General features: G+C 48.1%; 13 protein-coding genes. 11 read left to right on the top strand and 2 right to left on the bottom strand.

The window, feature by feature from the left end:
* The first annotated feature begins 388 nt into the window (after nucleotides 1-388).
* From OEL90_RS07665 to OEL90_RS07630, 8 genes are all read left to right on the top strand, one after another.
* Nucleotides 389-640, top strand: coding sequence for a hypothetical protein (locus OEL90_RS07665; RefSeq protein WP_300687755.1), 252 nt, complete (start codon nucleotides 389-391; stop codon nucleotides 638-640).
* A 124-nt stretch (nucleotides 641-764) separates the two neighbouring features.
* Nucleotides 765-1,742: a glycine betaine ABC transporter substrate-binding protein gene (locus OEL90_RS07660; protein WP_300687753.1), complete on the top strand. Its 978-nt coding sequence runs from the start codon at nucleotides 765-767 to the stop codon at nucleotides 1,740-1,742.
* Nucleotides 1,742-2,914: an ABC transporter permease gene (locus OEL90_RS07655; protein ID WP_300687751.1), complete on the top strand. Its 1,173-nt coding sequence runs from the start codon at nucleotides 1,742-1,744 to the stop codon at nucleotides 2,912-2,914. Before OEL90_RS07660 ends, OEL90_RS07655 begins: the two co-directional genes overlap by 1 nt.
* Complete coding sequence (locus tag OEL90_RS07650; protein WP_300687749.1) at nucleotides 2,889-3,851, top strand: ABC transporter ATP-binding protein; 963 nt, start codon at nucleotides 2,889-2,891, stop codon at nucleotides 3,849-3,851. The genes OEL90_RS07655 and OEL90_RS07650 overlap by 26 nt, the downstream gene beginning before the upstream one ends.
* The gene (locus OEL90_RS07645) at nucleotides 3,848-4,654 is read left to right on the top strand and encodes an ABC transporter permease (RefSeq protein ID WP_291404274.1); all 807 of its coding nucleotides are present in this window, start codon (nucleotides 3,848-3,850) and stop codon (nucleotides 4,652-4,654) included. The genes OEL90_RS07650 and OEL90_RS07645 overlap by 4 nt, the downstream gene beginning before the upstream one ends.
* On the top strand, nucleotides 4,651-4,992 hold the full coding sequence (locus tag OEL90_RS07640) for a hypothetical protein (RefSeq protein ID WP_291404272.1): 342 nt from the start codon (nucleotides 4,651-4,653) through the stop codon (nucleotides 4,990-4,992). Before OEL90_RS07645 ends, OEL90_RS07640 begins: the two co-directional genes overlap by 4 nt.
* Before the next feature lie 14 nt (nucleotides 4,993-5,006).
* Nucleotides 5,007-5,939, top strand: a complete 933-nt coding sequence (locus OEL90_RS07635; protein WP_291404270.1) for an aldo/keto reductase — start codon at nucleotides 5,007-5,009, stop codon at nucleotides 5,937-5,939.
* A 111-nt stretch (nucleotides 5,940-6,050) separates the two neighbouring features.
* A complete protein-coding gene (locus OEL90_RS07630; RefSeq protein ID WP_291404269.1) occupies nucleotides 6,051-6,542 on the top strand; it encodes a GNAT family N-acetyltransferase in 492 nt (163 codons plus the stop codon).
* Nucleotides 6,543-6,718: 176 nt separating this feature from the next.
* Here OEL90_RS07630 and OEL90_RS07625 read toward each other — a convergent pair whose 3' ends face one another.
* The gene (locus OEL90_RS07625) at nucleotides 6,719-7,909 is read right to left on the bottom strand and encodes a MalY/PatB family protein (protein WP_291404267.1); all 1,191 of its coding nucleotides are present in this window, start codon (nucleotides 7,907-7,909) and stop codon (nucleotides 6,719-6,721) included.
* A gap of 166 nt (nucleotides 7,910-8,075) precedes the next feature.
* Between OEL90_RS07625 and OEL90_RS07620 the strand changes: the two genes are divergently transcribed.
* From OEL90_RS07620 to OEL90_RS07610, 3 genes are all read left to right on the top strand, one after another.
* Nucleotides 8,076-8,579 (top strand): GNAT family N-acetyltransferase, encoded by a 504-nt coding sequence (locus OEL90_RS07620; RefSeq protein ID WP_300687745.1) that lies wholly within the window; start codon nucleotides 8,076-8,078, stop codon nucleotides 8,577-8,579.
* Nucleotides 8,580-9,059: 480 nt separating this feature from the next.
* A complete protein-coding gene (locus tag OEL90_RS07615; RefSeq protein WP_300687743.1) occupies nucleotides 9,060-10,433 on the top strand; it encodes an alpha/beta fold hydrolase in 1,374 nt (457 codons plus the stop codon).
* Between the two features lie 92 nt (nucleotides 10,434-10,525).
* Entirely contained in the window at nucleotides 10,526-11,737 is a 1,212-nt protein-coding gene (locus OEL90_RS07610; RefSeq protein ID WP_300687741.1) for a GerMN domain-containing protein, read from the top strand.
* Nucleotides 11,738-11,866: 129 nt separating this feature from the next.
* Here OEL90_RS07610 and OEL90_RS07605 read toward each other — a convergent pair whose 3' ends face one another.
* Entirely contained in the window at nucleotides 11,867-13,012 is a 1,146-nt protein-coding gene (locus OEL90_RS07605; protein WP_300687739.1) for a hypothetical protein, read from the bottom strand.
* Nucleotides 13,013-13,123 lie beyond the last annotated feature (111 nt).

Raw genomic sequence — 13,123 nt, 5'->3', positions numbered from 1 at the left:
ATACAAATAGATGTTAATTTGCTGCAATTTTCTTTCACCCATTGGGTGAAAGAATGGTTTTGGCTTAACGATTATAAATACTTGCTTAAAGGGTTATATGAGTAGATTGCACGTAGAATCTAGGTATATGTAACAATAATGACGTTGGCTCATTATAGAATGCGCCTCACAAAATCGCACAGCATTCTACAAAATGTAACAAAAATATTTTTCATTCTTTTGTAAACTGTTTGAATATTCAAGAGTATGCGTTAAAATAATCAATCTCCTTCGTTTTCCAGTCTGAGTATATCTTTGAAAAGCGGGTATCATCGAAGTGATGTAGTTCGCCTCTGTCAGGAGGACTGAAAGAGAAAACTCTTCAAGCACACTAAAGGAGGATGGTCGGATGAGAATTATTATGGGTATTTTGATTGGTCATAGAGAAGAGGAGGCGCTCAAGGTTCAAGAACTTTTAACGCGCTATGGATGTTACATCAAGACGCGTCTTGGCCTTCATGACACACCAGGTGAAGGATCTTGCAGCTCCAAGGGTTTGTTGATTCTCGAATTTTTACCTGGCAATGAAAAGGAAGTTGACGCCCTTGAGATTGAATTGAAAAAATTGGAGTCCTTTGTCGTTAAGCGTATGGAGTTCTGATGTATAGAAACACGCCGTTACGCACCTGTAACGGCTTCTTTCATACGCCGGCATATTTCAGAATATTGCTGGGCGGTGAACAAAAAGACAAAATCAAATATGACACACCTATGAGAGGTATATTATGAAAAAACAATGGTTCTTACTGGCACTTTTAATGATCCTGACCCTCGCTCTTGGAACGGGGTGCAGCCAACCCGCTGAGACACCGGCTGAAGCGCCTGCTGAGCAGCCTTCTGAAGTCGAAAAAGAACCGGTTGTCGTCGCCACTATGCTGGACTCAGAGGGCAGCATTTTTGGAAAAATGATCATTCAGGTACTCAATGCAAATGGCATTGAAACTGTCGATAAAGTTAATTTTGGCACTCCGGATATTCTGAGAAAGGCGCTGGAAAACGGTGAGGTCGATCTGGTGCTGGATTATACAGGTTCCGGTCAATATTATCATCCTGAAGATGCCACAGATACTTCAATTTGGAATGACCCTCAGACAGGGTACGAGTTGACAGCCAAACTTGACAAAGAGAAGATGAATCTCCTTTGGCTGACGCCGGCTTCTGCCAATAACACTGAAATGATCGCCATTAAACGCGAGTTTTCAGAGGAAAACGGTATTGTTACCATGACGGATCTTGCCAGCTACATCAATGATGGCAAGCCGTTCAAACTGATCTGCAGCGCGGGATTCGCCGAGAATGCCATGGGATTGCTCGGCTACGAAGAAGCTTACGGTTTCAAGCTGAAGGATGATCAGCTTATAATTTTGTCGTCCGGTAACACGGCCGAAATGCTGAAAGCCCTGTCAGAAGGCACAAATGATGTCAACGCGTCGCTGGTTTACGGCACAGATGGCGCTCTTGACAAAATGAATCTCGTCGTTGTCGATGATCCGGCGCAGGTGCCTCCGGTGTACCTGCCGGCACCGGTACTCAGAGGTGAGGTCGCGGAGGTTTACCCTGAAATTGAGGGTCTTTTGAAACCTATCTTTGAATCTTTGAATCTGGAAGCCCTTCAGAAGCTCAACGCTCAGGTGGCCTATGATGGGAAAGACGCTGCAGCGGTTGCAGATGCTTATCTTAAAGAAAACGGATTCCTAAAATAATGAGAAAAACCTCTTTAAAAGCCCGAGTGGGTCTGACCCTGGCTGTTCCTGCCCTGGTTCTTTTACCACTTGGCACCTTCAGGCCTAACCGCGTGGTCAGGGGCATTCCTCTGAACGCAGCGACGCTGTTGGAAGGTAAAAGCCTGATAGCAGCAGTGGTGGTTTTAGTAATCGCAGCCGGACTTTATGTGTTTAGGGATCGCATTCGGAACTCAATGGTGCTCTACGTGGTACCTTGGCTTCTGGGCTTTGTTCCCGGTCTTCTGATGCTGCTGCTTTCGCAGGCTAGTCCTGCCGGGGAGAGCTTTGACATGGAGGTCGCCAGGATTTCGCTGAGCTCGGGATTCTGGCTGCTGTTTGCCGGTATCCTTATACTGCAAAGCGGGGCACCTCGCGGCGGAATTCTGATGACGCTGACCGTTTTATTTGCCATTGCAGTGCCGGGGGTGGGACTCACACCCCATTTGGCACTTTACAAAGAGTTTATTAATATCGAGGTCACGTTCTACGCAGAACTGCGCCGGCATCTGACGCTGTCCCTGACCTCTGCAGCTGTCGCTCTGCTGCCGGGGATCCTGCTTGGTTATGTCTGCCACAGACACCAGCGGTTGAGAGAATGGATCCTTGGTGTCGTCAATCTGTTTCAAGTGGCGCCAACCTTGTCGCTGCTGGGTCTGATTATGATCCCGTTGACGTATCTTTCCAGAAATGTCCCTCTGGTTGCAGACCTTGGGATTCGTGGGGTCGGTTTTGCGCCGGCATTTATTGTACTGACGCTTTACTGCCTGCTGCCAATCACAGCGAACGCCTTTTCGGGATTTGATCAAGTGGAAGCTGCAGTGGTTGACAGTGCGGTGGCTATTGGGATGACCAAGCGGCAGATTTTCAGGCAAGTCCTTCTGCCGCTTGCTTTACCTGTAATTTTTTCGGGAATCCGGACTGCGGTGACGCAAAATGTCGGCAACACTATTCTCGCTGGGCTCATTGGCGGCGGTGGGATGGGTGCGCTTATTTTTCTGGGGTTATCACAATCGGCTACTGACCTGGTTATTTTAGGGACAATTCCCGTTGTCTTGATGGCATTGATTTTTGACGTAGTCTTTAAACTATTTGAAGATCGTATGACGCAGCGGGTGGGTGTGGCGCATGATTCGCTTGACACAGGTATATAAAGCCTATGGGGCTCAGGAAGCTTTGAAAGGCGTCGATCTTGAGGTGCCTGAGGGACAATGCGCAGTGTTGATTGGCCCTTCTGGATGCGGAAAGTCCACGCTTCTAAAAACCATAAACAGAATGGTGGGCATCAACGCGGGGAGCATTGAAGTCAATGGAAAGAATATTGCAGATTATGCGCCGGAGCTGCTGAGACGGCAGATTGGATATTGTATTCAGGGAGTAGGTTTATTTCCTCATTTTAATGTCCATGACAACATTGCTGTCGTACCACGGCTGTTGAAGTGGCCGGAATCTCACATCGAAGAACGGGTTAAGGCATTGATGGAGATGAGCGGTTTACCTGACGCTTATCGTTTAAAGAAGCCAAGAGAGCTCTCAGGCGGTGAAGCACAGCGGGTTGGCGTATGCCGGGCGTTGGCCGCGGATCCGCCCGTACTGCTCATGGACGAGCCGTTTGGCGCGGTGGACCCTTTAACCAGGGAGCGGCTTCAGCTGGCCTTTATGGAGATCCAGAGAGCACTGAGAAAAACTGTCGTCTTCGTGACCCATGATGTGGAAGAAGCCATTCTTCTGGCGGATCGCGTGGTTCTCATGAATCAGGGTCTGATCCTGGACGCAGGCGCCCCGGGAAAATTTGCCGGCGACATTGAGGATCCATTTGTGAAAAGCTTTTTGGGCAGTGAATATCCACTGAAGCTTCTAAAGCGCTTCAGTGCAAGGGATCTTGGACTGGAGAAGCTGCCTGAGTGGCTCGAAGCGATTCCTGAGTCCGGAAACATTGTGCTACAGTCGGATGTCAGCCTTAAAGAGGTGCTTTCAGAAATGATGAGGCTGGGCTTACATGCGGTCCCTATTGAAAGTGAAAGTGGTCGGTTTGTCAGAGTAGAATATGATGATCTTGCGAATTATCTGAGTGAGGTGTCTAAGTTATGAAGACATCAGGATTTATTGAGGCGTCTGATACAGATCCATCACACTCAGTCTCGTTTCGAGGCAAAGGTATTTCCACAAAGGGCATTAGAAAGTGGCTCGTTCCCGGGCTATATGCCTTTGGCTTTTTAATTTGGATCTTCTTTTTTGACGAAGGGATTTCGGTTTTATCTCCCTGGCTTCCAAAGCGTGCGGCACTGCAGATGAGAACGCCGCTGCATATGCTGGCATGGCAGCATTTTTTCATAGTCGTGGTTTCGACGTCACTGGCAGTCGTCACCTCACTATTGTTGGGAAGTCTGGTCCATTTAACTCAAAACGCAGAGTTGAAATCTCTGGTGCTGTCCGTGAGTGCCATTGGTGAAACCGTTCCAAGTGCGGCTGTCATTGCACTCTCTGTGCCGCTTTTAGGGTACGGCAATTTAACCTGTATGCTGGCACTTTATTTGTATGCCATATTGCCGGTGGTTCGAAATACCATAGTGGGGATGGAGACCATTCCCTACAGTGTCAGAGAAGCCGGAACTGGTATGGGTATGACCCGTTTTCAGCAGTTCCTTCACATTGACATTCCCCTTGCTGCCCCAATCATTTTGACAGGGATCCGAACAGCGCTGGTGATCAATATTTCGGCGGCGACAATAGGCGCTACTGTAGGCGCGGGAGGGTTTGGTGTTCCCATCATTTCAGGCATTAGGGTTTATGATCCGCTGATGGTAGTACAGGGTTCGGTTCCGGTTCTCTTTATGGCTATGTTTGCAGACAAATCGTTGAGATTATTGACATCTGAGGAGGAAAATCTATGAGTAAATACGCACTTTTCGCTTTCAATGGCAATGCCATGTGCTTTGTCCATGTATTGCTCAACGCAATGGATTTAAAAGCCCGAGGCGCAGAGGCGGTGGCCATTATTATAGAAGGTGAGGCTGTGAAGCTCATCCAAGAGCTGGAAACCACAAAGAATCCTCTTTACATGAAAGCGAAGGAACAGGGTTTGTTGGATTGCATCTGCAAAGCCTGCTCTGCAAAAATGGGCGTCCTCGAATTCAATGAATCCACTGGTATTCCTGTAACCGGGGATATGAGCGGACATCCTTCCATGGCGGACTATTTGGAAAAGGGCTATCAGATCATAACGTTTTGAAGGGGGCGTAAGAGATGCAAAAAATTAAACTCAAGAAAACGGACATTGAAATCTCCAGGATTGGTCTTGGGACCAATGCTGTTGGCGGTCATAATCTCTACAGTGCTTTGGACGAAGAACAGGGAAGAGCCCTCGTCAGAGAAGCCCTTTCTCAGGGTATTACCTTTTTCGATACAGCGGATGCCTATGGTCTGGGGCGCTCAGAGGAACTACTGGGTGAAGAGCTTCGCGGCAGAAGACAGGATGTCGTCATTGCAACGAAAGGCGCCATTCAATATGGCGCGGATGGGAGCAGAAAAATCAACAATCGGCCGGAATATTTGAGAGCTGCCCTTGAAGCGAGTCTGAAACGGCTGTCGACAGATTTTGTAGACCTTTATTACATTCATTATGTGGACCCTGAAGTGCCGCTTTCAGAGTCTGTTGGCGCCCTGGAGCGGCTGAGAGATGAAGGGAAAATCAGGGCAATCGGACTTTCCAACGCAACGCGGGATCAATTGGAAGAAGCCAACCGCAGCGGTTTGATCAGCGCTTATCAAGGCGCTTACAACCTGCTCCAGCGAGAAGCAGAGGAAGAGCTGCTTCCGTATTGCGTCGAAGCGGGCATTGCTTTCGTGCCTTACGGTCCGCTGGCATTTGGAATCCTTGGCGGCAAATACAGCCTGGACTTCAAACTGTCCCCTGAGGACTGGAGAAATAAAGTGGCTCTGTTTAATGAAACTCAGTTTAAAGAAAATTTGCACCGGGTTTCAAGACTCAAGATGATTGCCGATGAAAAGAATACCATCCTCCCCAACCTGGCATTGGCATGGCTTCTGCATCAAAAAGGCGTCGATGCCGTTATTCCGGGCGGCAAACGACCTGAACAAGTGGCTGAAAACGTCAACGCTGGCCTGGTATCCCTAACAGATGAGGACCTAATCAAGATTCAAAATGCAGTGAAATAGGGCATGTATATAAATTTGTAAAACGAGGGAGGAAGTAACTGCAAAAGAGATTGATTTTTGACTCTTTGTGCAAGTATTTCCTCCCTTTATATTAAAAGGGGAGGGGAATTTGTGAATTTTGTAATAGATTCCATGAAGCCTGAGGACTGGCCTCAGGTCGCTGCAATTTATAAGGCGGGCATAGACACTGGGCTTGCCACCTTCGCAACACAGGTACCTATCTGGAAGGAATGGGATTCGGAACATATAGAAGGGTGTCGTTTGGTGGCCAGGCAAGGTGACAATATTTTAGGCTGGACTGCCCTGAGCCAAACGTCAAAAAGAAACAGCTATGCGGGTGTAGCTGAACTCAGTATTTATGTCGCTGCAAACAGTAAATGTCTAGGTGTCGGAACCGCGCTGCTGACGGCATTAATTGAAGCATCCGAGCAGGCGGGTTATTGGACTCTATGGGCGGGCATTTTGAGTGCTAACACAGCTAGTCGCAGACTACATTTAAAATGCGGTTTCCGGGAAGTAGGAATTCGAGAGCGCCTAGGCAGGATGGAGGACGGTACTTGGCACGATGTGGTGCTGATGGAGCGTCGAAGTGACCTGTTTTAGACTATCAAAATAAAAGCATTAAACATAAATATGTGATTTGTAGATAAGATCCACTAGGATTTTTTGAAGTGAACTTATTGATCCTTGAAAAAAAGGGAAGTTGGCGTTTAGACTGTCTGTCTTAATGACTGTCATATGGCACCAACTTCCTATTTTGTTTTTGCATTGATTTTAAATTATCTAAGAATGGCGGTTTTCATGCTGTTTAGTGCTTTCTCCAGCGTCTCTCGTGGGCAAGCTACATTGAGGCGTTCAAACCCATTGCCTTCCGGTCCAAAGAAATAACCTTCATCCAAAGCGACTTTCGCTTTTTGCAGCATCAAACTCTCGAGCTTGACAGGATCCGACTCGTAATGGCTCAAATCAACCCAAACCAAGTAGGTGCCTTCAGTTTCATAGACGATCGCTTTTGGAAGGTGTGTACTGAAGAATTCGCTTACGAAACGGATGTTGCCATCCAGATAGTCTTTGAGTTGTTCTAGCCAGAAATCGCCCTCGTTATAGGCAGATATGGCTGCAACTATAGCAAATGGGCTTGCCATACCCACTGAGAGACGTCCGTCAATTTCTTCAGTCCAGCGCGTGCGCAGATCAGGATCATTTATTATGATATTGGAGAGGTGTAGTCCTGCCAGGTTAAAAGTTTTGGAAGGTGCTGTACAGGTGATGATTTTATGCTTGTAATCAGGACATAGGACTTCCAGTGGGTAATGGGTGACAGATTTACGGGTGAGATCTCCGTGAATTTCATCTGAAATGATCCATTTGTCATAGGTTTTACACAACTCGACAACATGTTCAAGCTCATCAGGTGTCCATACACGTCCGACTGGATTATGGGGACTGCATAAGATTAAGCCCTTGATTTCGGGGTTTTTGAGATGTGCTTCGAGATTTTCGAAGTCCATTTCGTAACGACCGTTTTGGATTTTAAGCGGATTGTTGACCACTTGACGGCCATTGTTGATTATTTTATCAGTAAATGGATAATATACCGGGCGCTGAATGATTATCGCGTCGTCAGGCGCTGTCAGAAGCCGGATGAGCATCCCAATAGCCGGAACGACACCTGGGCTATAATAGATGGACTGAGGGTCTATAACCCAGTCGAATTTTCTTTTAAACCATCCTGTGACAGCGTCAAGATAGGCTTCAGATCTGTAATAGCTATAACCAAAGATGTTTCGGTCAAGGCAAGTCCTCAGTGACTGAAGGATTGGTTCGGCTACGGGAAAATCCATATCTGCCACCCATAGTGGCAAGGCATCTTTTGGGGCTTTGGGGAGAAATTTGTTCATCCAGTCCCATTTAAGCGAGTCTGTATTAGATCGATTTAAGATCTGGTCAAAGTGGTAGTGTTCTGACATACGGCAATCTCCTCCGGTTGGGTTGAAACGTCTGTTGGCTGGGTCTATAATTGAAATAGTGTCACGCAGTGCTTTGTCTGTAATTACCCAAATACAAGGCTGAATCTCCGGAATTTTAATTTGAAGGACATTCAAGATAAAATATTATGCCAAAGGGGCAATGATCATGTTTCTGTTTGAAACCGAACGTCTTGGACTGCGATTGCTTGAACCATCAAACCTTGAGGACATCATGACCTTCTGGGGGGATGAGGAGGTCATGGGGTTTTGCGGAGGACCGGGAACTCGTGAGCGTGAGCTCAGAGCGATTGGCTATTACGCTGAGCTGCAGCAGCGTCGCGGGCTTTCGGTCTATGGTGTCTTCGAAAAAAAATATAAGCACATGATAGGTGCTTGCGGTTTCAATCCCGGGGAGACTGAGGAGGAAGCAGAACTGATTTACCATTTCGCCAAAGCGTACTGGGGCAAAGGTTATGCCACAGAAGCGGCAAAGGCTTGCATTTCTTATGCACGGGGGGTACAATCTATAGAACGGATTGTAGCCTCAACCGATCCCCGAAATGTCGTTTCAGGAAAAGTTCTAGAGAAGCTTGGCTTTCAATATGAAGGCATGAAGTGGCATGAAGATCTGCAACAGGAAGAGCCAACCTATGTAATGAGATTAAGATAACATTCATTGTGACTTTATTGACTTAAAGGAGTTGAAATAATGCAAGAGTTGAAGCGTCCCTGGTTTAAAAAAATTCCGGTCTGAACGAGGACCATGTTGCTGCTGTTTGCAGCTTACTTTATCAATATGGCTATTACCAGATTTTTTTAACAAGAGTGAGGATACTCTGAAGCCGCTTTGGGTTGTTTATTCCCGAGGTGGCTTTTTGTTGTTTTGAAATAGAGGAAAGAGGAAAGAGGAAAGACGGTAATATGAATTGGAAGCGGGATCAACAGATAAAAGACGAAGTCACTCTCTTCCGCTGATCAGTGCTGCTCTTCTACTTTTCCTTCGCCAAACGGTTAATTGCTGAAAAAACAGGTATAAGTTAAATACTTAGCAGGTTCAACAGCAAACAGGAAGGTCGTGGTTACATTGAAAAATGGTACTGAAAATTCATTAAAAAGCGGTGCTCAAATTAAGCGATTGGGATGGCTCATCATGGTGTTGTTTGTTTCCGGCGTGATGGCCATGACAGGCTGCTCAAAACCTGAGGAACCAGCGGTTCTGGCACCTTTAGAAGGGGAGATCAATGACTTGGCAACAGATTTTATTGCGGCGCTGGTGGCGGAGGATTTTGAAGCAGCATCAGGTTACTTTGATGCTGAAATGTTGAAAGCCATACCAACCGACAAGCTTGGAGACCTATGGGAGCAGCTCCTCTCCCAGGTTGGCCCTTATCAGAATGAAATAAGCAGAAAGCAGGAAACTTCAGAAGGCTATGAAGTGATTATTGCCACCGTGAAATTTGAAAAGTCACCCTTGAACATTCGAATGGTATTCAATGGCGACCATAGAATTGCAGGTCTCTTCTTCCAGCCTGCCGAAGATACCGCAGTGGAGACACCGCCTTATTCAGCCCCCAATTACGCTGATTTGGAAAGGATTCAAGAGCGCGAGGTCGTGATTGGCGAGGGGGCCTGGGCGCTCCCGGGGACATTGACGCTGCCTGCTGGGGAACAAGGGAGCGGCCAAGAATGGCCGTTGGTGGTCCTCGTTCATGGATCGGGACCGAATGATCGTGATGAGACCATCGGCCCAAACAAGCCTTTTAAAGATTTGGCTCTGGGGCTGGCCTCGGAGGGTGTCGCTGTGCTCAGATACGACAAACGGACGCTGGTGCACGGACAGAAGCTGATGGCGGAAGTGCCTGAGCTGACGGTTCAGGAGGAGACGATCGAGGATGCGCTTCTGGCAGTAGAGCTGGCTATGGCCATGCCTGAGGTCGACGCGTCGCGGGTGTATGTGCTGGGCCACAGCCTCGGCGGAATGCTGGCACCCAGGATTGGCGCACAAGCGAATGGACTCGCCGGGCTGATTATCATGGCGGGGGCAGCAAGGCCTCTGGAGGAACTGATGCTGGAGCAGATGACTTATCTTGCCGGCATTGATGGGGATGTGACAGAATATGAAACTGCAAATCTCGAGGAAGTCAAAGAACATGTCGTTCGTATTCAGGATCCAAAGCTGGATCCGAAAACACCACTGGATCAACTTCTTGGGGTTCCGGCAGCCTACTGGCTGGACCTTCAGGGCTACCAGCCGGCTGAAGTGGCGAAGACGCTCAACCTGAAGATGCTCATCCTGCAAGGGGAGCGTGATTACCAGGTGACCATGGCAGACTTTGGTCTCTGGGAGGCGGCGCTTTCCGGGAGGAACGGCGTCAAACTGGAAACTTTTCCTGAACTCAACCACCTCATGATGACGGGATCTGGCAGCCCCGTAGTGGGTGCTCTTAGTACGCCTGAGGAATACAATACGGCTGGTCACGTGTCCGTGGAGGTGATTCAAGCCATACTGGAGTTTGTAAATTAAGGCACTAAAATCATTTTTCGTGAGCTCACTGTTTGAATGAACTACGCTTGATTCAAACGCATCATTTTTTTCACCTGTTGGAGGTGAACTTGATGAGAAAAGTTTGGCTTTTTATGGTCATCTTTCTATTGGCGGCAGCCTTTGCGGCAGGATCTATGCTCTCCGTTGGCGAGGATACCAGCGAGATGGTCCGCGTCTACCGCAATCTGATTCGCGTTGAAGTCAACGGGGACCCTGTCACCATGGACAATTTTCTCTATAACAACCGCACCTATGTGCCAATGCGCGAGGTTGCAGAGCTGCTGGGCAAGGATGTACGCTGGAATGCCTATACCAGTACCGCGGGGATCAACGATCTCATTTATGAGCGTGACGCGCTTGCGGCACTGCTTCCCTCTGAGATTGGACATACCTGGATTTACAACGGCTTTGCTGAATATGGCCATACTGTGACTCTGGATCGGATTGAAGATGCGTCGAACCGAAGGACCTATGTGATCTCCGGCGAGGTATCGGACAGCTCGGATGGCGAGGGTAATTTGGGGCGCGGGGTCTCTTTAAACTACATTCTCCAGGGCAATGCGCTCATTCAGGAAAAGACGGCACCCATGATGCTGGATTCAAAATTTGACCGGCTGACGCTGATCGAAACCCCATTGGTCGCGGGGACAACCTGGACTGAGACCCTTATGGATCAGAGTGGCCTCACAGCTAAGATTGATGCGATCATTCAGAAGGTTGAAATTGTGGATGGCAAAAAGCAGTTCACGGTACGCCATCAAGAGGTTGGCTCACCTTATTACGAAGTCCGGGTGATTCGTGAAGGCGCCGGACTTCTGTCCTTTGAAAAGCTTCTGCAGCTCTCAGATTCCAGTTTTACGGTCTCTTACAGTTTGTACATGGGCGGTAAGCTGACTCAGGTACCGGTGACACTTTATTTCGCCACGCCTCAGGCTGATGGTGTCCTCCCTGAAATCCGAACCATGCTGGTTTCTGACGGCGCCGTTGCCAGAGCTGCAGTTATAGGCCTTATCTGGGGACCTCAGAGCGAAAATCTAAGAGCGACAATTCCTGAGGGGACAAGACTCCTCGCCATTTCTATTGCCAATGGGATCTGTACAGTAGATTTCTCCAAGGAATTTGTAGATAATCATTCGGGCGGCAGCGCCGGAGAAATTATGACGCTGACATCGATCCTTAAGACGCTGCAGGAATTTCCAAGTATTGAGAAAGTTCAGATTCTTGTGGAAGGTCAGAAGGGCGCGACGCTTGGGAACATTTTGTTGGATAAGCCTTTGGAGTAAAGTAAGAAGTAGGGATGCAAGATGGTAAAAAAGAGATGACCTCGGGGGGCCGAGGTCATCTCTTTTAAGTGGAAGGCAGTGTCAGAGGCTAACGCCTGTCAACTCCGCTTTCCAGATTTAAATCTCTGATCAATACCTGAATAACGCTGCCAATGGTTCGCCCTCAGGCATATCTTCCAGATCCAGCATATAGACAGCTGCGCCTGAAAGCAGAGCAGGGGCGGTCAAGGCACTCAGCAGATCTCTGTGGGTCACTTCTGGAACTTCAGCAGCGTCCAGGGATTGCTGTTCGAGGTCGAAAGTACCCCATTGACCGGCATTTTTCGCCATCATAAGAGCTTCGACTCGGTTTTGATGGGCTGCGAAAAAGATGTCCTCCAACTTAGCAGACGCGAGCGGGCTCTCCTGGCCATGAAGCATGGTAAATTTTTCTCTCGCGCGCTTAAGAGGCGCTGCAAAGTGATCTTTGACCATAGGCCAAGCTTTGGTGTGGAGCTGGGCAGGAGAAAGTGTCTCAGGACTTCCTTTGAGGCATTCATCCATCAGGTGAGGATAAGTATTGACCTCTTTATAAAGAGGAAACAGGGTTTCCACGCTTGCGACTACCAATGGTTCTTTTCCGGATTTCAGAAGCTCCATGAGGGCGTGATCAATTTTTCTGAAGTACTGTCGAATCTCGGTCTTTTCAATATCACTGAGTTCGAGGGAGCCGTGAGATGGAACGCCTAAGGCGGCACCGGCGCCATTCTTCAGGGAAATGGACTGAGATTTGTCAAGTCCGAGTGCATGATCTTTATTGAGAGGCAGGTTTTCTACTGCCAGCTCTTCAATTTCAAATTTGCCGGCTTTGAAAAATCTTGCATCATTTAAACTGACAGCCAGAATGTAAAAGTTGCCGTCACCATGCAAATGTGTGAGCAGCGGTCTGACATTCAACTTGAGATCTATGCTGACGGATGGCTCGAAATGAACGGGCAATCTAAAGGTTTCAAACGTATCCGGGGTCAGGAACACTGCGAGCCCTTCGTTCTGATGCTTCCAGAACTCGGTGTCATGGATCAATCTTTCAATAGGCTTCAGTGTTTCTAATACCTCCGGTCTGCGTCGCCCGAGCTGTACCAGCCGTTCCTCGGCTTCCCTGGTGAGATTTTTTAACATAATAGGGGCTTGCTGAACTTCCGGACCGGCTTTAAAAGTCGGCAGATAAATAGTTACGCAGCCTTCTGCTTCGACGAGGAGCAAACGTTCAAGATCTTGCTTTCTAAACGTATCCATGTAACTCTCCTTTGTCCTGAATCAGGCTAGACCAGGGTGGATGACGGTTTCGGATTATGTCATTCCAAGGCGTGGCTGCCCTGCGGGATGCAAAGTTTCCGCATTATATAG

Origin of the sequence: Acidaminobacter sp., assembly GCF_030247605.1 — a bacterium.
Taxonomy (GTDB): domain Bacteria; phylum Bacillota; class Clostridia; order Peptostreptococcales; family Acidaminobacteraceae; genus Acidaminobacter.
The sequence above is the reverse complement of the archived record's forward strand: the minus strand, read 5'-3'. Positions and strand labels throughout refer to the sequence as shown.